The 20744-nt window shown below is 68.6% G+C and carries 18 protein-coding genes; 11 read left to right on the top strand and 7 right to left on the bottom strand.

Features of this window, described 5'->3' with window-relative positions; genetic code table 11:
- The first annotated feature begins 42 nt into the window (after positions 1 to 42).
- A complete protein-coding gene (locus tag NOW55_RS07950) occupies positions 43 to 933 on the top strand; it encodes a DUF7351 domain-containing protein (RefSeq protein WP_256399567.1) in 891 nt (296 codons plus the stop codon).
- Positions 934 to 957: 24 nt separating this feature from the next.
- On the opposite strand, the gene NOW55_RS07945 is transcribed toward NOW55_RS07950, so the two are convergent.
- From NOW55_RS07945 to uvrA, 4 genes are all read right to left on the bottom strand, one after another.
- Positions 958 to 1917, bottom strand: a complete 960-nt coding sequence (locus NOW55_RS07945) for a WD40/YVTN/BNR-like repeat-containing protein (RefSeq protein WP_256399566.1) — start codon at positions 1915 to 1917, stop codon at positions 958 to 960.
- A 57-nt stretch (positions 1918 to 1974) separates the two neighbouring features.
- On the bottom strand, positions 1975 to 3396 hold the full coding sequence (locus NOW55_RS07940; RefSeq protein WP_256399565.1) for a sulfatase family protein: 1422 nt from the start codon (positions 3394 to 3396) through the stop codon (positions 1975 to 1977).
- A gap of 254 nt (positions 3397 to 3650) precedes the next feature.
- Entirely contained in the window at positions 3651 to 4061 is a 411-nt protein-coding gene (locus tag NOW55_RS07935; protein WP_256399564.1) for a GNAT family N-acetyltransferase, read from the bottom strand.
- A 45-nt stretch (positions 4062 to 4106) separates the two neighbouring features.
- Positions 4107 to 7097, bottom strand: a complete 2991-nt coding sequence (uvrA, locus tag NOW55_RS07930; protein ID WP_256399563.1) for an excinuclease ABC subunit UvrA — start codon at positions 7095 to 7097, stop codon at positions 4107 to 4109.
- Positions 7098 to 7211: 114 nt separating this feature from the next.
- Between uvrA and NOW55_RS07925 the strand changes: the two genes are divergently transcribed.
- Positions 7212 to 7793, top strand: coding sequence for an LURP-one-related/scramblase family protein (locus NOW55_RS07925; protein ID WP_256399562.1), 582 nt, complete (start codon positions 7212 to 7214; stop codon positions 7791 to 7793).
- 8 nt (positions 7794 to 7801) lie between these two features.
- On the opposite strand, the gene NOW55_RS07920 is transcribed toward NOW55_RS07925, so the two are convergent.
- Positions 7802 to 9997: a PAS domain S-box protein gene (locus NOW55_RS07920; protein WP_256399561.1), complete on the bottom strand. Its 2196-nt coding sequence runs from the start codon at positions 9995 to 9997 to the stop codon at positions 7802 to 7804.
- A 136-nt stretch (positions 9998 to 10133) separates the two neighbouring features.
- Here NOW55_RS07920 and NOW55_RS07915 point away from each other — a divergent pair, with 136 nt between their 5' ends.
- From NOW55_RS07915 to NOW55_RS07895, 4 genes are all read left to right on the top strand, one after another.
- A complete protein-coding gene (locus NOW55_RS07915; protein ID WP_256399560.1) occupies positions 10134 to 11111 on the top strand; it encodes an ROK family protein in 978 nt (325 codons plus the stop codon).
- A 124-nt stretch (positions 11112 to 11235) separates the two neighbouring features.
- Entirely contained in the window at positions 11236 to 12789 is a 1554-nt protein-coding gene (locus NOW55_RS07910) for an LVIVD repeat-containing protein (RefSeq protein ID WP_256399559.1), read from the top strand.
- A gap of 120 nt (positions 12790 to 12909) precedes the next feature.
- Entirely contained in the window at positions 12910 to 14433 is a 1524-nt protein-coding gene (locus NOW55_RS20590; protein ID WP_303648694.1) for an LVIVD repeat-containing protein, read from the top strand.
- An 83-nt stretch (positions 14434 to 14516) separates the two neighbouring features.
- The gene (locus tag NOW55_RS07895; RefSeq protein WP_256400398.1) at positions 14517 to 14885 is read left to right on the top strand and encodes a NifU family protein; all 369 of its coding nucleotides are present in this window, start codon (positions 14517 to 14519) and stop codon (positions 14883 to 14885) included.
- A gap of 156 nt (positions 14886 to 15041) precedes the next feature.
- Here NOW55_RS07895 and NOW55_RS07890 read toward each other — a convergent pair whose 3' ends face one another.
- Positions 15042 to 15401 carry a cell division protein SepF gene (locus NOW55_RS07890; protein WP_256297957.1) on the bottom strand — a complete coding sequence of 120 codons (360 nt, stop codon included), beginning with the start codon at positions 15399 to 15401 and terminating at the stop codon, positions 15042 to 15044.
- A 209-nt stretch (positions 15402 to 15610) separates the two neighbouring features.
- Here NOW55_RS07890 and NOW55_RS07885 point away from each other — a divergent pair, with 209 nt between their 5' ends.
- Positions 15611 to 17422, top strand: a complete 1812-nt coding sequence (locus NOW55_RS07885; protein WP_256399558.1) for a S8 family serine peptidase — start codon at positions 15611 to 15613, stop codon at positions 17420 to 17422.
- Positions 17423 to 17512: 90 nt separating this feature from the next.
- The gene (locus NOW55_RS07880; RefSeq protein WP_256399557.1) at positions 17513 to 18211 is read left to right on the top strand and encodes a DUF1028 domain-containing protein; all 699 of its coding nucleotides are present in this window, start codon (positions 17513 to 17515) and stop codon (positions 18209 to 18211) included.
- On the opposite strand, the gene NOW55_RS07875 is transcribed toward NOW55_RS07880, so the two are convergent.
- The gene (locus tag NOW55_RS07875; protein ID WP_256399556.1) at positions 18208 to 18687 is read right to left on the bottom strand and encodes an RNA-binding protein; all 480 of its coding nucleotides are present in this window, start codon (positions 18685 to 18687) and stop codon (positions 18208 to 18210) included. The two genes, NOW55_RS07880 and NOW55_RS07875, sit on opposite strands and share 4 nt — an antisense overlap.
- A gap of 131 nt (positions 18688 to 18818) precedes the next feature.
- Here NOW55_RS07875 and NOW55_RS07870 point away from each other — a divergent pair, with 131 nt between their 5' ends.
- The 3 genes from NOW55_RS07870 to NOW55_RS07860 all read left to right on the top strand — a co-directional run bounded on the left by NOW55_RS07870 (position 18819) and on the right by NOW55_RS07860 (position 20723).
- Complete coding sequence (locus tag NOW55_RS07870; RefSeq protein WP_256399555.1) at positions 18819 to 19109, top strand: DUF7562 family protein; 291 nt, start codon at positions 18819 to 18821, stop codon at positions 19107 to 19109.
- A gap of 63 nt (positions 19110 to 19172) precedes the next feature.
- Positions 19173 to 20468, top strand: a complete 1296-nt coding sequence (locus tag NOW55_RS07865) for an RNB domain-containing ribonuclease (protein ID WP_256399554.1) — start codon at positions 19173 to 19175, stop codon at positions 20466 to 20468.
- An 81-nt stretch (positions 20469 to 20549) separates the two neighbouring features.
- On the top strand, positions 20550 to 20723 hold the full coding sequence (locus tag NOW55_RS07860) for a hypothetical protein (protein ID WP_256399553.1): 174 nt from the start codon (positions 20550 to 20552) through the stop codon (positions 20721 to 20723).
- Positions 20724 to 20744: the final 21 nt, after the last annotated feature.

Raw genomic sequence — 20744 nt, 5'->3', positions numbered from 1 at the left:
CCGTCACCAACGCTCATTATCTCGGTCCGAGAACGGAGCAGTATGAGCGATTCCGACATCGTCATCGAGCGCCTCCCGCCGGACGAGGCGTTCGGCCTGGTGGCCCACGAGACGCGGGTCCGCGTCCTCGAAGCGCTGCTCGACGCCGCCGAGCCGCTGTCGTTCAGCGAGCTCAACGACCGCGTCGGGATGCGCGACACCGGCCAGTTCAACTACCACCTCGGGAAGCTCACCGACCGCTTCGTCGAGGAGCGCGACGACGGCTACGCCCTCACCCGCGAAGGCGCACGCGTCGGCGGGGCCATCCTCTCCGGCGGCTACACGAAAGGCATCGACGCCGACCCCGTCCAGATGGACGCTCCGTGTCTCGACTGCGGCTCGTCGATGACGGCGACGTTCGACGAATCCCGGGTCGACATCACCTGCCCCGACTGCGGCGAGGACTTCGCACAGGTCGAGGTCCCGCCGGGTGCCCTCTACGACTGCACGCCCGAGGAGGCCGTCGACGTGGCCCACCGCTGGGCGATCCGGAACCACAGCACCGCCGAGCTCGGCTTCTGCACGCGCTGCGACGGCCGGATGGACCGCTGGGTCATAGACGGCGAGAGCGACGACTCCCCGGACTGGCTCGTCGAGGGACGGTTCGAGGCGTTCGTCCGCTACGACTGCGAGCGGTGTGGGTCGGGCTGGTTCACCGACGTCGGGCTCGCGCTCCTGTCGCATCCCGCCGTCGTCGCCTTCCACTACGACCACGGCATCGACACGCGCGAGACGCGGCTCTGGGAGCTCGAATGGGTCAGCGCCGACGCGTCCACCGTCGTCGGCCGCGACCCGCTTCGGGTCGCCGTCTCGGTCACACTGGACGACGAGACGCTGACCCTCACCGTCGACGACGGGCTGTCAGTGCTCGACGAGGAACGGACGCCCGCCTGAGTCACCCGCGCTGGTCCGTCGTGCTCACCGGATCGCGAGCCCGCGCACCGGGCCGGTTTCGTCCCACGTAACCGCCTGCTTCCACGAGCGACCGCCGTCCTCACTCCGGTAGAGTCCGTCGTCGGCCGCCGCGAGGAAGGTTCCGTGGCCAGCAGGCGCGAGGACGGGCCGACGGAACCCCTCCGGCTCCGGCAGCCCGCCCATCGACACCTCCCACGGGTCGTCGCCGTGCTTCCGGTAGACGTAGCTCTCGGCGGTTCCCGAGCGGTGGGCACGCGACGCACCCGATGCTGCCGAGACCACGCGAAGGTCCGGGTCGCCGGGGTCGACCGCGACGCTCCAGCAGTAGCGGTGGTCGAGCCCGGACTGCGGCTGCACCCACGTCCGTCCGTGGTCGGTGCTCTCGGCGTAGCCGTCGCCGGCCGCGCTGTACACCCGACCGACGGCCGCGGGATGCGTCGCCAGCTGGTGGTTGTCACGGCGGCTCCCCCCGGGACGCTCGGTCCACGTCTCGCCGCCGTCGTCGGTGACGACGAGCGCACCCGCCTCGATGCCGACGTAGAGACGCCCCTCGCGGTGTGGGTCGGGTTCCAGCCAACGGATGTGGTGGGTGTCCGGCCGCGGTGGGAAGTACCAGCTGTCTGCCGACGGGAGGTCGGTGAGTCCGGTCCGCTCGGTCCAGCTATCGCCGCCGTCGGCGGAGTGGAAGACGCGACTCGGCTCCGTGCCGACCCAGACGCCGTCGCCGTCGTGCGGGTCGAGCGCGACCGCCGTCACCGAATCGGGGAGCGAGTCGCCGACGCGGTGCCAGTCGTCGTCGCCGGAGCCGCCGTCCTCGCGGCGGTAGAGCCCGGCCTCGAACGTCCCTGCGAAGACGCGGTTGGGGCCGGCGACCACGCACTCGAACTCGTGTCCGTCGAACCGCTCGGTCACCGTGTCGTCGTCGACCGTCAGGAGCGCGTCGTCCAGTGCGACGAACTGCATGGCTCCGGATACGCGCTCCCGAACAAAAACCTCGGGTGCCAGCGGCTGGGTGGGCGTCTAGCGGTAGCCCAGCGCGCTGAGCCGGTCCTCCAGCTCCCGGGGGACCTCCTCGTCGTCCTCGGCGTCACGCTCGCCGGCGACGGTTGCCAGCGCGTCGAGCCGACGCTCGGCGACCCGGCGGAGCGCGGCGACACCGTCCTCGTCGGCAGCCGCATCCCACCGATTCTCCTGCTCCTCGGGGTCGACGGTCCGGTCGTACAGCTCGCGCTCGTCGGCCGCCCGGCACTCGATGTACGTCCAGCGGTCGTCGCGGACGCTGACGACCGTGTCGCCGTCGCCGAGGTTCCGCGGGATGGGCTGCTGAGTGACCGAGTCGCCACGGACCGTCACGGAGACGCTCGGCGTGGCGGCTGGCTCGGTGCCGTCCCGGACGGTCGGCACGAGGCTGTCGGCGGTGAACCCCTCCGGTCGCCGGACGTCGTGGAGGTCACACAGCGTCGGCGGGATGGCATCGAGCGCGACCGGCGCCTCAACCCGGCGGCTCGTCGTGTCCGGTACGTCGACGATGAACGGCACGTGCGTCAGCTCCCGGTAGAGCTTCGGGTAGTGCGAGAGGTGGCCGTGCTCCATGAACTCCTCGCCGTGGTCGCCCGCGACGACGACCGTCGTCTCGTCGCGGATCCCCTCGCGTTCGAGCGCGTCGAGCACCCGGCCGATGCTCTGGTCGACCTGGTGGGTGGCGGCGCGGTACAGCGTCCGCAGGTCCGCGAGCGTCTCCGGGCCGACCTCGCGGCCGAGCCCCGTCCGCAGGTGCGGGCTGAGCATCCGGAGGGTGCCGTAGTCCTCGTCGGTGACCGCCCGGACGTTCACCGGCGCGGGGACGTACGGCGTATGGGTGTCCATGTAGTGGATCCAGCAGAAGAACTCGCCCTCGGCGTCCTCGATGAACGAGACGGCGGCGTTCTCCACGTCGCGCATCCGGGAGGTGTTCTCGGCGGGATAGCTCTCCTGCCCACGCAGTCGGCGGTAGGCCGCGCGGAACGGCTGGGTGGCGAACTGCGCCCACGCCTGCCAGGTCGGGTGCGCCGAGAGTACCCGGCTCACCGGGTTCGACGCCTCGGCGTGGAACGACTCGAACTCCTCGAACCCGCGGTCATAGCCCCAGTACGCGGTGAGGAACCCGTTCGATGCGTTGAACCCACCCGTGGCGATGCCGGACCGGCCGAGCGTCTCCGCGAGCGTCGGCCCGTTCCCGACGCCGATGCGTGGCCCGTCGGCGAACACCGGCGCGCCGCCGAGGATGCTCGGGAAGGAGAAGGGCGTCCAGTTCCCCTGTGCGAAGGCGTTCTCGAACACGGTCGCCCGCCCGGCGAGGTCCCGAAGTGCCGGGGTGTGCGACGACTCGGATGTCAGGTCGAGTGCGTCCGCTCGTAGCGAATCGACGGTTATCAGAACGGTGGCTCGTACGTCCTCACTCATGCGTGTCTGACCGGGATACACCCCGGCCTCTCGCGTATCCGTAGCGCCGGTGACGCAAAATAGCTATCGGGGTGAATATATATAGTTCTCCGGAGTCCCGGTGGCGGATTCGGTGGCGAACAGGCGACACTCGACAGCCCCCCGACGACGTGTCGCACACCCGCTCCCCGTCGGAGGCGACGGTCAGCGCATCGGCGGGTCTGGGGCCGGCATCCGATATAAACCATCGCCCGGAGTCGAGCCGTCGGCGACGGTCAGAGCTCCCGCTCGACGACGTACCCCCACCGTTCGTACTCCAGTTCCTCGTAGAACCGGTGCGTGCGCTCCTTCTCGCGGGGCGAGGCGAGCGCGACCCGCTCGCAGTCACGGCCCGCCGCCCACTCCTCGACGAAGTTGACGAGTTCCGTGCCGTAGCCCTCGCCGCGGTGTGCCTCGTCCACGACGAGGTCGTAGAGCCAGGCGTGGCGGGCGTGGTGGAGGACGTTCGTGAGCACGACGCCGGCGACCCCGACGAGCTCGCCGTCGACGTGGCCGCCGAACAGGTGGTAGTCGTCGTCGCCCGTCCAGGCGAACACGTCCGCTGGGTCGCGCTCGGACCACAGCTGGCGGAGGATGGTCACGGCGGCACGGCGCTCGGCGTCGCTCGTCAGCTCGCGAGTGTCCATATCCGGCCTCCGGCGGCGGGGACGAAAAAGGTCGTCCCGGCGCGCTCAGTCGTCGTCGGTCGGCGTCGCCATCTCTCGCGTCTCCGGTTCGACGCGCTGGCCGCGGGGCCCCTCGACGTCGACGGCGGGGAGCAGGTCGCGCAGGTAGCGGCCGGTGTGGGAGGCGTCGACCTCGGAGACCTCCTCGGGCGTGCCGGTGGCGACGACCTCGCCGCCGTGTTCGCCGCCCTCGGGGCCGAGGTCGACGACGTGGTCGGCGTTCTTGACGAGGTCGAGCTCGTGCTCGATGACGACGACGGTGTTGTCGTTGTCGACGAGCCGGTGCAGTACGTCGATGAGCTTCTTCTCGTCGGCCGAGTGCAGTCCCGTCGTGGGCTCGTCGAGCAGGTAGAGCGTGTTGCCGGTGTCGCGCTTGCCCAGCTCCTCGGCGAGCTTGATGCGCTGGGCCTCGCCGCCGGAGAGCGTGGTCGACGGCTGCCCGAGGGTCATGTAGTCCAGCCCGACGTCCTTCAGGAGCTTCAGCCGACGGCGCAGGCGCGAGGAGGACTCGAAGAAGTCGTGGGCCTCCTCGACGCTCATGTCGAGCACGTCCGCGATGGTCTTGCCCTTGTAGGTCACGTCGAGCGTGGCGTCGTTGTAGCGTGCGCCCTCGCACTCCTCGCAGGGGACGTAGACGTCCGAGAGGAAGTTCATCTCGATCTTCACCGTCCCTTGCCCGCCGCACTCCTCGCAGCGACCGCCCTTGACGTTGAACGAGAAGCGGCCCTTCTCGTAGCCGCGCTGCTTCGAGAGCTTCGTCTCGGCGAACAGCTCGCGGACGTAGTCGAAGATGCCGGTGTAGGTCGCGGGGTTCGAGCGCGGGGTGCGCCCGATGGGGCTCTGGTCGATGAGCCGCACCGTCTCGATGCCCTCGATGCCCTCGATGTCGTCGTGCTCGCCGGGGTTGACGGATGTGTTGTCGTTCATCCGGCGGGCGAGTCCCTTGTAGAGCACGTCGTGCATCAGCGTCGACTTGCCGGAGCCGGAGACGCCGGTGATGGCGGTGAAACAGCCCAGCGGGAGGTCCACGTCGACGTCCGCGAGGTTGTGCTGGCGTGCGCCGAGGACGGACAGATGGTCGTCCGCGGTGCGGCGCGTGTCCGGCACGGGAATCTGCCTGCGCCCGGCGAGGAAGTCGCCGGTGATGCTGTCGTCGCTGGCGACGATGTCGTCGAAGTCCCCCTGCGCGACGACCTCGCCGCCGCGCTTGCCCGGGCCGGGCCCCATGTCGATGACGTTGTCCGCGCGACGCATCGTCTCCTCGTCGTGCTCGACGACGATGAGGGTGTTCCCGAGGTCCCTGAGTCCTTCGAGCGTGTCGAGCAGCTTGTCGTTGTCGCGCTGGTGCAGGCCGATGGAGGGCTCGTCGAGGACGTACAGCACGCCGACGAGGCCGGAACCGACCTGCGTCGCGAGCCGGATGCGCTGGCTCTCGCCACCCGAGAGCGTCGATGCTTCCCGGTCGAGTGTGAGGTACTCCAGCCCGACCTCGGTCATGAAGCCGAGGCGGGCGCGGATCTCCTTCAGTATCTCCTCGGCGATGGTCGTCTGGCGCTCGTCGAGCCGGGCCTCCATGCCATCGAAGTGCGCCAGGGCGTCGCCGATGCTCATCCGGTTGACCTCGCTGATTGCGGTGCCGGCGACGTACACCGACCGCGAGGCCGGCTTCAGGCGCGTGCCGTCACAGGCGGGGCACTCGGTGACCGACATGTAGTCCTCGATGTGGTCGCGGGTGCCCTGCGAGTCGGTCTCGACGTAGCGCCGTTCGAGGTTCGGGATGATTCCCTCGAACCGCTTCTGCTTGCGCCGGGTGCCGTTTTTCGTCTGTCGCTCGAACACCACCTCGTCGTCGGTGCCGTAGAGGAACTGGCGCTGTATCTCGTCGTCTACCTCCTCGAACGGCGTGTCGAGGCTCACGTCGAAGTGCGCGGCGACCGCGTCGAGTCTGGTCTGGTAGTACGAGCGGTTGTAGCTCCAGGGCTCGAACACGTGCTTCAGCGGCTTCGACTCGTCGACGACGACCCGCTTCTCGCTGACCTCCTTCGTCTCGCCGATGCCCTCGCACTCGGGACACGCACCGTGGGGCGAGTTGAACGAGAACGAGCGCGTCTCTATCTCGGTGAAGTCGATGCCGCAGTGCGTGCAGGCGAGCTCCTCGGAGAACTCCAGCACGAGTCGGTCCGCGGCGTCGGCAACGTCCTCGTCGCTCCCCACGTTCGCGAGGTCACCCGTCGAGCGCGCCTCGCTCCCGCCGATGTCCGGGTCCTCGGGTGGGTCGGGCAGGATCAGCTTCATGACGCCGCCGGCTTCCTCCAGTGCGGTCTCGACGGAGTCCGTGATGCGCGGGCGTGCCTCCGACGAGAGCTTCACGCGGTCGACGACCACGTCGATGGTGTGGTCGTAGTTCTCGTCGAGTTCGGGCCGGTCGACGGTCAGGTCGTACTCCTCGCCGTCGACCTCGACGCGGGCGTAGCCCTCGCTCACGAGCTCGTCGAAGCGGTCCTCGAACGCGCCCTTCTGGTCCCGGACGACCGGCGCGGCGATCTTCGCACGGGTCCCATCGGGCAGGTCGAGGATCCGCGAGACCATCGTCTCCGCGGACTGCTCGCCGACCTCGCGGCCGCACTCCGGGCAGTGCGGCGTACCGACGCGGGCGTACAGCAGGCGGAGGTAGTCGTGCAGTTCGGTGACCGTCCCGACGGTCGAACGGGGGTTGTTCGCCGCGTTCTTCTGGTCGATGGAGATCGCAGGTGAAAGCCCCTCGACGTTCTCGACCTGTGGCTTGTCCATCTGGCCCAGGAAGTTCCGTGCGTACGCCGACAGCGACTCGATGTAGCGTCGCTGGCCCTCTGCGTACACCGTCTCGAACGCGAGCGAGGACTTGCCCGACCCGGACAGCCCCGTCACCACGTTGAACTGCTCGCGTGGGATGCGAACGTCGAGGTCTTTCAGGTTGTGCTCCTCGGCACCCTTGACCTCGATGAAGTCCTTGCTCATCTGGTCATAGCCTGGGGCGGGACGACCCTTAGGGTGTCGGTTCCGGGTCGTCCCGCGTGGGCACGACGCAGTCGATGTCAGGCTTTAAATGTCGGGCGGCGGGCAGTGGGAGTAATGAGCACGTCAGCACGCTACGACATCTCGGGCGTCGAGCTCACCGACGACCGCTACACCGTCGTCCAGAGCCTCATCCGGAACAGGTACGAGGCGCTCGACGCCGCCGGGAACACGGTGCTGAAGGGGAAACAGAAGCTGTTCAAGATGAAAGAGGAGTTCCCGTTCACCGACGCCAACGGGGAGGAGGTGTTCACCGTCAAGGCCGGCGGCATCATCGACGTGGCGGGCAACTACATGCTGACGGACGCCCGCACCGGCGAGGACATCGTCATCCTCGACAACGACTTCTCGCTGCTGCAGGACACGTGGCGCATCCGCGACGCGGAGACCGAGGCGGTCATCGCACGCATCGACTCCCGCGGCGCGGCCGTCACGCTCGCCCGCAACTTCGTCCCGTTCGGCGAACTCATCCCGCACAAGTACGAGATAACCGACGCGAACGGGAACCACGTCGGCAAGATAACCGGCCAGTTCTCGCTGAAGGACAAGTACGACATCGTCATCGACGACGCCAGCGACGTCCCCAAAGAACCCATCATCGCGGCCGCGATGGTCATCGACGCCATCCAGGGCAACTGAGGGCGGACTCACGCCGGTCGCAGGTGAACGACGACCTCCGTCCCGACGTCGGGGTCGCCGAAGGTCACCTCGCCGCCGAGCGACCGCACCACCCAGTTGACGACCCACAGGCCGAGGCCGTCACCGTGTTCGACCTGCGAGACGTCCCGGTCGCCCGTGAGGAACGCCCGCTCGTGGGCGGGGATGCCCGGCCCGTCGTCGGTGACGTGGATGTCGACGCCGTCGGCGTCCGTCTCGACCCGGACGCCGACGGTCGGTTCCGGCGCGTGGGTGTGCTGGATGCCGTTCTCCACGAGGTTCTCCACCGCGAGGTCGAGGCGCTCGTCGGCGTGGGCCATCGCGGTCTCGGGCGCTTCGACGTCGATCGTCGCCCCGGGGTAGCGGTCGCGGAGCCCGTCGGCGAGCGGTTCGAGTCGGGCGACCACGTCCGTCGGCCCGGGCGTCAGGTCGGTGTCCCGCTGGATGACCTGCTCGAGCTGGTGGACCTTGTCCGCGAGGCGGGCCACGTCCTCCGCCCGGCCCGTGACACGCTCGATGAGCGCGTGGTCGTCGGGGTCGTCGAGGCGGTCGTCGAGCTGGTCGAGATAGCCGATGACGACGCCCATGTCGGTGCGCAGGTTGTGCCGGAGGACACGGTGCAGCACCTGGAGGTGCCGTTCGCGGTCGCGCTGGTCGGAGATGTCCGTGTAGATGCCGAAGGCGTGGGTGCCCCGGTCGTCGGTACGGTACGGGATTCCACGGAACAGGAAGTAGCGGTCGCCGTCGGCCGTCTCCCGACGGACCTCGGCGGAGACCGGGTCGTCGCCCTCGGCGAGCGTCCGACGGTCGAGTTCCCGTCCGGTGTCCTCGTCGTCGGCCGGGACGAGCACGTCGTTGACCGACTGCCCGACGACCGCACCCGTCTCGTGGCCGAAGACGCGCTCGAACGCCGGGTTCACGGTGTCGACGATGGGCTCGTCGCCCTCGAAGCGCGCGTCGACGACGGGGTCGGGCAGGTGCTCGAACAGCGAGCGGAAGCGGTCGCGTTCGTGGGCTAACCGCTCCTCCGTCTCGACGAGGTCGGAGATGTCCCGCACCGCGCCGATGGTGCCGCGGAACTCGCCGTCGTCGCTCGGCAGCAACGAGAGCTCGATCTCGATAGGGACGTCCGTCCCGTCTGCCCGGAGGCCCGTCGTCCGGTACGTCCGGCTGCCGTCGTCGCCGGCCGCGAACAGCTCGGCGACGAGCTCGCCGCCGCGGCGGAACCCTCCTTCGTCGATGAACTTCGAGACGTGCTCGCCGACGAGCTCGTCGCGGTCGTAGCCGGTCGCCTCGACGATCTGGCGACTGACCAGGACGATGCGGGCGGTCTCGTCGAGGACGTACACCATCTCGCGGACGTTGTCGACGACGGTGCGGTACAGCTCCAGCGTCTCTTCGCGGGCGGCGCGCTCGAAGGCGGCCGAGGCGTTCGCCGTGAGTATCTCCGCGAGCTGGACGTCCGACTCCTCGATGTCGGTGACGCTGCCGGTGCCGACCGCGAGGACGCCATGGTCGCCGAGCGGGAAGTAGAGTGCAGCGTCCTCGTCGCGACGCTGGACGGTGGGTTGACCGGTCTCGAACACGCGCCCGACGGGTGGCTCGCCAACCTCGTACGCCGGGTCGTCACCGCCCGTCGCGGGGGTCAGCCGCTCGTCGTGGTCGTCGACGAGCCAGACCGTCGTCCACTCGAAGTCGAGGGTTCCCACCGCCGCGTCGATGACGACGTCGGCGATCTCGTCCGGCGAGTGGATGGTGAGCAGCTGCCGGGCGGTCGCCAGCAGGCCGCTGAGCGTGCGCTCGTCCGGTCTGGTCGGGTCCTGCTCCTGCGAGAGGAGCGTGACCCGCTCGGCGAGCCGGCTGGCGGGGTCGCGCCAGATGGCGAGTGGGAGGTACTCCGAGGCGGTGCCGTCGGCGACCGCGGCGGCGACCTCGTCGCTGGGCTCGTCGGTGAGCAGGATGCTCGGGATGTGTGGGTACGCGCTACGCAGCCGGCCGAGGAGTTCGAGCCCGGACAGCCCGTCGCGCTCGTTCGCACAGACGACGCAGTCGACGGGGTCGGTCGCGAGGTGGTCCGCGGCGTCGGCGTGGTCGTCGACCACGGTGACGGCGACGTCCGAGTGGTTCGACAGGAGTGGCTCCTCACCGGAACCACGGATCGACAGGACCACCGGACGCGAGCTCATGCGGGGGAAGTCACTCGGACGATGGGCAGGCGGCTACATCAAACTGTCTCCCCTCCCCCGTCCGCAAGACGTGTCGGTACTCGGGCGCGAGTAAATCTAACCGCTTAAGTGCCAGCCCGCCCGTACCACTCGTTGCATGGCCACGTACGCGGGCGTCGACCTCGGCGCGACGAACGTCCGGGCGGTCGTCGGCGACGGCGACGCCCGCATACTCGGGTCGCACCGAACAAGCACGCCACAGGGTCCGACCGGTATCGCGGTGACCGAGGCGGTGCTCGACACGTTGCGGAACGCCTGCGCAGACGCCGGGGTCGACCCGACCGCCGTCCGTGCCTGCGGCATCGGCTCCATCGGCCCCCTCGACCTCGCCGAAGGTGCCGTCGAGGACCCGGCGAACCTGCCCGACACGGTCGAGCGCATCCCGCTCTCGGGCCCCATCGGGCAGCTCATCGACAGCGACCGGGTCTACCTGCACAACGACACCGCCGCCGGGGTCATCGGCGAGCGCTACCACGCCGACCGCAACCCCGACGACATGGCGTACATCACCATCTCCTCGGGTATCGGCGCGGGCGTCTGCGTCGACGGCGACGTCATCGCAGGCTGGGACGGCAACGCCGGCGAGGTCGGGCACTACGTCGTCGACCCGCAGGGGCGGCTCACCTGCGGCTGCGGGAAGGACGGCCACTGGGAGGCGTACTGCTCGGGCAACAACATCCCGAACTACGCCCGGCTGCTCGCCGAAGACGACCCCGAGGTCCAGACGATCCTCCCGCTCGACGACCCGGACTTCACCGCGAAGGACGTGTTCGACGCCGTCGGCGAGGACGCCTTCGCCGACCACGTCGTCGACCAGCTCGCACACTGGAACACCATCGGCGTGAGCAACGTCGTCCACTCGTTCGCACCCATCGTCATCTACATCGGCGGCGCGGTCGCCCTCCACAACACCGACCTCGTCCTCGACCCCATTCGCGAGCGCATCGACGAGATGGTGATGACGAACATCCCCGACATCCAGCTCACGACGCTCGGCGACGACGTCGTGGTCAAGGGTGCGCTCGCCAGCGCCCTCACCGGCGGCACCGGTGACAGGTCACGGACACATCGCTGACGCGACCGCGAGTTCGGCTCGGTCGGCCCGACGACCGTCTCCCCTTTCGACGCGCGAACTAGTAACAAAAAGACATCTTTGAGCTTCCTGAACCTTTAGTTAGGGTGGGACATTGGATGCGGGTATGGAGCGAAGAGATGTACTCCGTGCGGGTGCAGGCGCGCTCGCACTGGGTGCGGTTGGAGGGACAGTCTCCGCAACACGAGCACAGGAAGCCTACGAGCCACTCGGCAGCGTCGACATCGAGGGGACCATGGAGGTCGCACCGACCGAGGACGGGAACTTCGCGTTCGTCGCGACCGGTGACGGCTTCGTCTCGGTCGACATCTCGGACGAGGCGAACCCGAGCATCGCCTTCGAGGATCGCGACCTGCTCGCCGACCGCGACGCCGGCCCGATGCAGGCCGTCGCGGACGTCAAGGTCGACGGCGACCGCCTGCTCGTGGTCGGCCCCAACCAGCCCGGCGAGGTCATCAAGGCGGCACTGCTCTACGACATCTCCGATCCCGCGAACCCCGAACAGCTGGCGGTCCAGACGGTCGACCACTCCATCCACAACAGCTTCTTCGAGGACGGCTACGCCTACCTGACCAAGAGCGACCGGTTCCGCATCATGGACACCTCGAACGACGAGTTCAGCGCGGTCTCCGAGTGGGGCATCCACCAGACCGACGACATCTGGAACGAGGTCAACCCCGCGTTCCGGAACGTCCACGACCTGTGGGTGCAGGGCGACTACGCCTACCTCGCGAACTGGGACGCCGGCACCGTCATCGTCGACATCTCCGACAGGGCGAACCCGTCGATGGTCACCCGACTGGGCGGTGCGGACCCCCAGAAGCTCGCACAGGTCCAGCGACAGGACATCGCGAACATCTTCTACCAGCCTCCCGGCAACGACCACTACGTCACCGTCGACGAGAACGCGGAGACGCTGTACGTCGGCGCGGAGTCCTGGGACGCCAACCCCGACGACGACCGCCGCGGCGCGAGCGGCATCGACATCTGGGACATCTCGGACAAGGCCAACGCCGAGAAGCTCACCACCATCCGCGCCCCCGGCGCGGAGAACGAGGGCTTCCAGGGCCAGTTCACCACCTCCCACAACTTCTCCCTCCACCGGGACCGCCTCTACACGTCCTGGTACTACGGCGGCGTCATGATCCACGACGTCTCGGACCCCGCCAACCCGGAGCGCATCGCCTGGTGGCGCGACCCCGACAGCACGCAGTTCTGGGGCGCGAAGTACGCCCGGTACAACGGTCCGGACGCCGTTGGCGTCTTCGTCGCCGGCAACATGGGGCCGGGGCAGAGCACCGGTGGCCTCTACGTCTTCCCGGACACCGATGGCGAGATGGCGGAGCCCCCGGGCGTGTTCACCCCGCCGGAGGAGACCAGCATGATCACGAGCGTCGACTGGCCGGACTACGTCGAGAACGAGAGCCCGAACACGCAGACCCCGACGGAGACACCGACCCCGACGGAGACACCCACCGCAACGCCGACCGAGGCGCCCACCGCGACCCCGACCGACAGCGGCACCACCGCGATGGACGGCACCACCGCCGGGACGACCGACAGCGGCGACGACGGTGGCTCGCCCGGCTTCGGCGCGCTCACCGCCATCGCCGGCCTCGGCCTCGGTGCCGCCCGCTTCCTCCGCGGCGACGGGGAGTAGGGCGGACCGGGACGAGCGAGAACCGCGTCCCGAAACGGCGACCGCAGAGAGCCGTGGCGGAGTAGGTAGTTCGGCTTACATTCCGGCAGTCTTTTTTCGATTCGACCGTTTCAGCAGTGTATGCAACGGAGAACCCTCCTTCGCGCCGGTGCGGGCGCGCTCGCAGCGAGTACGCTCGCTCGGACGGTCGCCGCCAGCGGGACGACAGCGTACGAACCGTCCGGCGAACTCGAGATCGACGGTGCGGCCGAGGTCGTCCTCGACGACGACGGCTCGACGGCGTACGTCGCCGCGAGCACCGGGTTCGTGACCGTGGACGTCTCCGACCCCGCCAACCCGACCGTGCTGGCCGAGGAGCGTCCCATCGAGACCGGCGGCGGAAGCTCCGCCCGTGAGATCCTCGATATCAAGGTCGACGGGGACAAGCTCCTCGTCCCGACCGCCGCACAGGGTGGCGGCCCGCTGGGCTTCTTCCTCTACGATGTCTCCGACCCCGCCGAGCCGACCCGGATCGGCGACTTCTTCGACACGCCCCACGGCAACCACAACTCGTTCATCGAGGACGACGTGGTGTACCTGACCGGCAACACCCAGCAGTCGGCCTACCTCAACATGATCGACGTCTCGGGCGAGGCGTTCGAACAGCTCGGTCGCTGGTCGCCGAGCCAGGACCTCGACGCTGGCTGGGGTGAGGTACTCGGCAAGGTCCTCCACGACATGTACGTGCAGGACGGGATGGCCTACTGTGCGTACTGGGACGCCGGGACGTTCGTCGTCGACGTCTCCGACCCGACCGACCCGGAGTTCGTGGTCCGCATCGGCGACTACGCGTTCCAGGACCTGCGCGAGTGGAAGGGGTCGCGCGCCAGCACCGACTACACGGAGCCACGCGGGAACGCTCACTACGTCGAGGTCAACGACGACGCGAGCATCCTCGGCGTCGGGCGCGAGACGTGGGACACACAGACCGACGACGACCACGGCGGCCCCGCCGGTATCTCCCTGTACGACATCTCCGACCCGACGAGCCCCACGCACCTGTCGACCATCGAGCCGCCCATGCCGGCGGACGGCGACACCACTCGCAGCGGGACGTGGACCACTTCGCACAACTTCCAGTTCGTGGGCGACCGCCTCTACACCTCCTGGTACCAGGGTGGCGTGAAGGTGTTCGACGTCTCCGACCCAACGGGTCCCGAACAGCTCTCGTGGTGGCGCGACCCGTCGTACGCCTTCTGGACGGCGGTCTCGACGCCCGACGTGGGGTATTACGCCGCCACGAGCTACAGCGGCGTCCCCGGCGCGGAGAACGAAGGACTCCTCCTGTTCCCCGACGAGGCCGGCGAGCAGTCCTCGCCGCCGTCGAGTCTCGTCGACGCGGACCCGCTGCTGCGCGCGGAGAACGAGCACTACGTCGACCTGCCGAGCGCGTTCGGTAGCGACGGTGGCGACGGAGGTGAAAGCACGGCGACGCCGACGGCAACGCCCGAGCCGACGCCGACGGCCACACCGACGCAGACCGACACCCCGACGCCGACGGAGCGCGGTGGGGACGGCGGCTCGCCGGGCTTCGGCGCGCTCACCGCCATCGCCGGCCTCGGGCTCGGCGCGGCCCGCTTCCTCCGCGGTCGCGACGAGAAGTAGCGCGGTCCCTCACGGTCGTTCCTGTCGAATCGTGCGAAACGGACCCAAAGCTTTCTCACCGTCGGAGTCCCTACCACCGAGTGATGAGTACCGACGGGGCCGAGACGGACGACGCGCTCGCCGAGCGGGTAGAGCAGTGGCTGGCGCGCGAGATGCCGATCATCCAGATGCACGGCGGGACCAGCTCCGTGCGGCGCGCCGACCCCGAGACCGGCGAGGTCGTCGTCGAACTCGGCGGCGGCTGTTCGGGCTGTGGCGTCGCCGATATCACCACGGGCAACATCGAGTCCGAGCTGCTGCAGTGGCCGGAGGTCGAGGAGGTGACGGTTCGGGTGCCAGAGAGTGGCGAGTCACTCGGGGTCGAGCAGGCCGAGTCCATCATGGGTGTCGACCGGACCGAGGGCGGCCGTGGCGACTGGGGCTCCTCGAACCCCGGAAAGGACCACCTCTGACCGGAGGCGTCGCCATCGGTTCTGGCGAACAGGCGGTGCGTTGGCTCCCGCGCGGGGCGCACCGCACACCCGCCCAGACCACCGCGCGGCCGAGTCGTGGCTGACGCTGGCTCTGGGTGCGGCTTCGTAGATAAACGCTGACACCGAGGCGATGGCTCAGTCGCGGCCGAGCTTCTCGCGGCTGATCTTCACACCGGTCGGCGTGACGATGAGCTGGTCGTCGCCCTTCTGGACGATGTCGCCGTCGACCTCCTGGGCGACCTGTCTGAGCTCGTCGACGATGTGTTCGACCGTCCTGTCCTCCGTTCGCAGGCGGGTGATGTCGGCGATGACGAGGTCGCCGTCGTAGACAGCGTCCTTGATGTCGATAGCGTCGGCCTGTCCGGCGACCTCGGCGATGTGAACCTCCATCGCCGCGTCGCCCGAGACCGTATCGAAGTCGTCGAGGTCGAGTTCGAGATAGTCCTCGGTACTGTGAGAGTTGTTGCCGCCGAGGATCTTGCTCATGAGGCCCATGGGTGTCTACCTACGGTGGCGAGCGTTTAGTTCTTACGTCAGACAGCGTGCTGGTCGCCGGAATCGACCCACCGGTCGAGATGCTACACACGACGGAACCTCCCGTTTCGTTTTGGAAATTTTCCCAGGAACACCCGGCCACCAATTTCTGTAAATCGGTATGCAAATATAGTTAATTATATAACCTACGGTGCGTGACATCGGCTCGCATGGTCAGAGATACCGATGGCGTTTCCCGGCGGCGATTGCTGAAGGGAGCGGGAGCTGGACTGGCGGCGACGACGATGGCGGGCGAGGTCGTCGCCGGCGAGGGTGCACAGGACGTGATCGTGGGCGTGTCGGACGATCACGGGCTCCAGAGGGCGAGAGAGCAGGCGTCGTCGATCAGACACGAGTTCGACTTCGACGACATCGGGCAGGCCGTCGCGGGGCGGTTCCCCACCGAGGCCCTCGAGGCGCTCCAGAACAACCCGCACGTCCGGTACGTCGAGGACGACGGCGAGTACCACGCGCTCGCCCAGACGCTCCCGTGGGGCGTCGACCGGGTGGACGCCGACGTGCTACACGCCAACGGCGACACCGGCAGCGGGGCCGACATCGCCATCCTCGACACGGGCATCGACAGCGACCACCCCGACCTGGCCGGCAACGTCCAGGGCGGGAAGTGCTTCACCGACAACTGCTGTGGCGAGGCCGGCGGGGGCGGCGGCCCGTTCGGGTGTGACACGAACAACAACGACTGCCCGAACGCCTGGGACGACGACAACGACCACGGGACACACTGCGCGGGCATCGCCGACGCGGTGAACAACACCGAGGGCGTCGTCGGCGTCTCGACGCAGGCGAACCTCTGGGCGGGGAAGGTGCTCGACGGCTGTGGCTCGGGCTCCCTGTCGGCCATCGCGGCCGGCATCGAGTGGGCCGCCGACCAGGGCTTCGACGTGGCGTCGATGTCGCTCGGGGCGTCCTCGGGCGACCAGACGCTGCAGGACGCCGTGCAGTACGCCGCGAACAATGGCCTGCTGATGGTCGCGGCGGCGGGCAACGACGGCCCCTGTAGCGACTGCGTGGGCTACCCGGCGGCCTACTCGGAGGTCGTCGCGGTCTCCTCGACGGCCAGCGACGACAGCCTCTCGGACTTCTCCTCGACCGGTCCGGAGGTCGAGCTCGCCGCACCGGGCACCGACATCTACTCGTCGGTCCCGAGCGGCTACGCGACGTTCTCGGGCACCTCGATGGCGTGTCCGCACGTCTCCGGCGCGGCCGCACAGGTGATGGCGACGGGCGCGACCGCCTCCGAGGCCCGCACGATTCTCCAGGACAGCGCCGAGGACATCGGGCTCGGCGACAACGAGCAGGGTTACGGGCTCCTCGACGCCGAGAACGCCGTCGCTGCCGCCGGCGGTGGTGGCGGGGGCGACGACGCCGCGCCCAGCGTCTCGTGGGCGAACCCGGCGGACGGCGACACGGTCAGCGACTCGGTGACGCTCCAGATCAGCGCCTCGGACGCCGAGGACGGCGACGACAGTCTCGCCGTCGAGTGGAGCGTCGACGGCGGCACGGCACAGTCGGCGTCGTACAACAGCACGTCGGGCTACTACGAGGCCAGCTGGGACAGCACGGCCGTCTCCGACGGCGACCACACGCTGTCGGCGACGGCCACCGACTCCGCCGGCAACACCAGCAGCTCGTCCATCACGGTGACGACGGACAACAGCAGCAGCGGGAGCACGGCCCCCGCTATCGACGAGTTCGGTCTCAGCAACCGGAGCAACGGTGGCTGGGCCCGCTTCGAGGTGAGCTGGGCCGTCTCGGACGCCGACGGCGACCTCGCGTCGGTCGACGTCGTCCTCGACCAGAACGGCACCGTCGACAGCGCGAGCAACAGCGTCAGCGGCGCCAGTGCGTCGGGGTCGGACAGGCTGCAGGACAAGAAGGGCTCGGGCAGCTACGACGTCACGCTGACCGTGACCGACGCGGCCGGCAACTCGACCAGCCAGACGAAGACCGTCTCGGCCTGACGGGGCCGGCGCGACCGCGGTCGCGGGCACGACCCCGCAGCGACTTCCGGCACACCGGCTTTTTTGCTCGGTTCCGCCCTGTACCTGCGTGTGACGTTCAGCATCTGCGTCCACGAGACGTACACCGACGACGACGGCGAGGAACAGGACCGCTTCGGCGTGGCGGTCACGACGCGGCTCCCCGGCGTCGGGACGCTCTGTCCGTTCGCCAGCGAGTCCGGCGCGGTGGCGACACAGAGCCTCGTCAACGTCGAACTCGGCCGGAAGGGAATCGAGTACATGGACGACGGGCTCGCGGTCGACGACGCCCTCCAGGCGCTCCTGAACGCCGACGAGGGCGCGGAGAACCGCCAGCTCCACGGCGTCGACGCCGACGGGACCTTCGTCTTCTCCGGCGAGGACTGCAAGGACTGGTACGGGCACGTCGAGGGCGACTCCTACACGGTCGCGGGCAACCTGCTGACGGGCGAGGCCGTCATCGACGCCGTGGCCGAGGAGTACGAATCGAGCCGCGACGACGACCGACCGCTCGCGGAACGACTCGTCGATGCGCTCGCGGCGGGCCACGAACAGGGCGGCGACAGGCGCGAGGAGCTGCACGTCCAGAGCGCGGCGCTCGTCGTGGAATCGACCGAGGAGCGCGTCGTCGACCCGTACTACGAGGACCTGCGGGTCGATGCGACGGAGACCCCCATCGCGGACCTGCGAGAGACCTACGAGTACGCGGTCGAGGGCTACGAGATGGCGATGGAGCTGTACGAGGACGCGTACGACGAGGACGAGAGCTAGCCGGGGAACTCGAAGAGGTCGTCGCCGACGTGGTGGATGGATTCGACGACCTTCCCGGAGTCACCGGTCATGTCGTCGCCGTCGACCTTCGCGCGGCCGACCGCGAGCACCTTCCCGTGGGTCTCCTCGGCGACGACGACGAGGTCGCCCGGCGCGATGTCCGCGGTGGCCTCGACGATGCCGGGGCGCATCACGTCCGCCCCGTCCGAGACGAACGAGATCGCGCCGGCGTCGACGGTCACCACGCGACGGGTCGGTTCGGTCGCGTTCGCGCCCACGACGGTGAGGAACGGTTCGTCGTCGACGTAGAAGACGTGGGGCTCGCCGTCGACGAGGACGACGTCGAACTCGCTGTCCTCGAACTCGACCAGCTCGTACGTGTCACCGTCGAGATCGACGCCCAGTGCGTCCACCACAGCGCTCTCGACGTCCCTGACGTCGTCGCTGCGGAGATGATGTCGGGACTTCACCTGCATACCCAATCCGTCCACGGGGAGCCGCATAAACCGGTCGTTCTCGCGGAGCCGGCGCAGTCGCCCCGTCCGTACTTAAACTGGGTGAGAAACTCGCGGCAACGTCTTTATACGGGCCCACCGTTGGCAAAACCATGTGGGGTTCCCGGCGAGACGTCGACGACGGCCCCGTGACGTGCATCGCGTGCGGCGACGAGGTCCCTCGCGACGACGCCCGCGAGTACGACAAACACGGTAACCGGTGGGAGCGCACGGACAAGGAGTTCGAGTACCTCTGCAAGCCCTGCGACCGGGATTGCTGTCACCAGCCGCGGAAGGGGCTGGAGTCCATGCTCGTCGACCTCGGTGCCGGCGAGGTCCCGCAGGAGGAGTTCCTCGCCCGGTTCCGCGACGCGACCGCCACCCGACAGGAACGACGGGACTGAGCGACCGACCGACGACACGGCCACCCCGATACGTTTTCCCGTGCCCCCTGCGTAGCCCGGCCCATGACCGACGACGCCAGCGCGCAGGCTGCCGCGGGCACCGCCGAAGGGCAGGGCCCCGTCGAAATCGACGAGGAGCTCGCGCGCCATCTGGAGAACAAGCGCGACGACCTGTTCGAGAAGTTCGAGATCGCCGACGCGTTCCCGCCCGAGGTGCTGGAGGAGGCCGAGGAGCGCACCGAGGGCGTCCAGCAGGAGATCCAGGACGAGCTGGACGAGCGCGAGGACCTGCGCGACCTGACGACGTGGACGACCGACCCCATCGACGCACAGGACTTCGACGACGCCATCTCCATCCGCGAGAACGAGGAGACGTTCACGCTGTGGGTCCACATCGCCGACGTGACCCACTACGTCCACCCCGAGAGCGCGATGTGGGCGGAGGCCGTCGAGCGCGGCAACACCGTCTACCTCCCGGCGTACACCATCCACATGCTGCCACCGACGCTCGCGGAGACGGTCTGCTCGCTCGTCCCCGAGGAGGACCGCCTCGCCCACACCGTCGAGATGGAGCTCGACAAGGAGCACCTGAGCTACGAGTCCATCGACATCTACAAGTCCGTCATCCACTCGAACGAACGCCTCACCTACACCCAGACGGAGAACCGCCTCGACGACGAGGACGCCGAACTCCACGACGAGATTTCGCTCGTCTTCGAGGTGGCCGACCAGATGCACGAACAGCGCAAGGAGGACGGCTCGCTCGTGCTCAATCCGCGCCGGGACCGCGCCCACACCATCATCGAGGAGTGCATGCTGAAGGCGAACAAGGCAGTCACGCACGAACTGATGTGGAACCGTGGCGTCGAGGCGATGTACCGCGTCCACCCGCAGCCGACCCCGGACGAGTGGGACAAGGCGCTCGTCGAGATTCAGGAGTTGGACGGCGTGAGCATCCCGGGCGACTCCTGGGACGACCCCCGGAAGGCCGTCAACGCGACGCTCGAGCAGGCACCCGGCCGCCAGCTCGGCAAGATCCAGTGGGCCGTCATGAAGGTGATGCCCCGGGCGAAGTACATGAGCGACCCCTTCGGCGGTCACCACGCGCTCAACTTCGACATCTACGGCCACTTCACGAGCCCCATCCGGCGGCTCTCCGACCTCATCAACCACTGGATCGTCTACACGAACGACGTCCCGGAGGACCTCGCCGCGCTCTGTTCGCGCGCCTCGGACAAGCAGAAGGCCGCCGAGCAGTGCGAGCGCGAGTACAAGGGGTTCCTCCAGGAGGTCGGACTCGACCCCGACGCGGTGAACAACCGCGGCATCGAGGTCGTCGACGACCCCGACGAGGAGTGAGGGCTGGCTGCACCGACGACTGGACGCCACGGTGACAGTATCGGCGTCATCTCTTTCCTCGTTGCCGTCGTACCCCTTCGTATGTACCGCATCGTACTCCCCGAAGGCGTCATCGAGTGCGACGACTACGAGCACGTCGAGCACGGTATCGAGTGCTACATCGACGGCACGTTCGCCGCGTTCGTTCCCTACGAGAACTGCTACGCGCTCGTCGACGAGGAGGTCGTCGACAGCGACGAACGCTCAGTCTGGTAGTCGGCGCTCAGTCTGTGGTCG

Source organism: Haloarchaeobius litoreus (genome assembly GCF_024495425.1).
In the GTDB taxonomy this organism is placed as follows: Archaea; Halobacteriota; Halobacteria; order Halobacteriales; family Natrialbaceae; genus Haloarchaeobius; species Haloarchaeobius litoreus.
Note: the sequence above shows the minus strand (reverse complement) of the source record. Positions and strands in the feature narration are given on the sequence as shown.

What these genes read in the sequence shown, in the direction of transcription:
- NOW55_RS07885 (WP_256399558.1), top strand. Translation starts at nt 15,611, where the DNA reads ATGGTCAGAGATACCGATGGCGTTTCCCGGCGGCGATTGCTGAAGGGA.
- NOW55_RS07950 (WP_256399567.1), top strand. Translation starts at nt 43, where the DNA reads ATGAGCGATTCCGACATCGTCATCGAGCGCCTCCCGCCGGACGAGGCG.
- NOW55_RS07895 (WP_256400398.1), top strand. Translation starts at nt 14,517, where the DNA reads ATGAGTACCGACGGGGCCGAGACGGACGACGCGCTCGCCGAGCGGGTA.
- NOW55_RS07890 (WP_256297957.1), bottom strand. Translation starts at nt 15,401, where the DNA reads ATGGGCCTCATGAGCAAGATCCTCGGCGGCAACAACTCTCACAGTACC.
- NOW55_RS07935 (WP_256399564.1), bottom strand. Translation starts at nt 4,061, where the DNA reads ATGGACACTCGCGAGCTGACGAGCGACGCCGAGCGCCGTGCCGCCGTG.
- NOW55_RS07945 (WP_256399566.1), bottom strand. Translation starts at nt 1,917, where the DNA reads ATGCAGTTCGTCGCACTGGACGACGCGCTCCTGACGGTCGACGACGAC.
- NOW55_RS07920 (WP_256399561.1), bottom strand. Translation starts at nt 9,997, where the DNA reads ATGAGCTCGCGTCCGGTGGTCCTGTCGATCCGTGGTTCCGGTGAGGAG.
- uvrA (WP_256399563.1), bottom strand. Translation starts at nt 7,097, where the DNA reads ATGAGCAAGGACTTCATCGAGGTCAAGGGTGCCGAGGAGCACAACCTG.
- NOW55_RS07915 (WP_256399560.1), top strand. Translation starts at nt 10,134, where the DNA reads ATGGCCACGTACGCGGGCGTCGACCTCGGCGCGACGAACGTCCGGGCG.
- NOW55_RS07865 (WP_256399554.1), top strand. Translation starts at nt 19,173, where the DNA reads ATGACCGACGACGCCAGCGCGCAGGCTGCCGCGGGCACCGCCGAAGGG.
- NOW55_RS07910 (WP_256399559.1), top strand. Translation starts at nt 11,236, where the DNA reads ATGGAGCGAAGAGATGTACTCCGTGCGGGTGCAGGCGCGCTCGCACTG.
- NOW55_RS07870 (WP_256399555.1), top strand. Translation starts at nt 18,819, where the DNA reads ATGTGGGGTTCCCGGCGAGACGTCGACGACGGCCCCGTGACGTGCATC.
- NOW55_RS07925 (WP_256399562.1), top strand. Translation starts at nt 7,212, where the DNA reads ATGAGCACGTCAGCACGCTACGACATCTCGGGCGTCGAGCTCACCGAC.
- NOW55_RS07940 (WP_256399565.1), bottom strand. Translation starts at nt 3,396, where the DNA reads ATGAGTGAGGACGTACGAGCCACCGTTCTGATAACCGTCGATTCGCTA.
- NOW55_RS07860 (WP_256399553.1), top strand. Translation starts at nt 20,550, where the DNA reads ATGTACCGCATCGTACTCCCCGAAGGCGTCATCGAGTGCGACGACTAC.
- NOW55_RS20590 (WP_303648694.1), top strand. Translation starts at nt 12,910, where the DNA reads ATGCAACGGAGAACCCTCCTTCGCGCCGGTGCGGGCGCGCTCGCAGCG.
- NOW55_RS07875 (WP_256399556.1), bottom strand. Translation starts at nt 18,687, where the DNA reads ATGCAGGTGAAGTCCCGACATCATCTCCGCAGCGACGACGTCAGGGAC.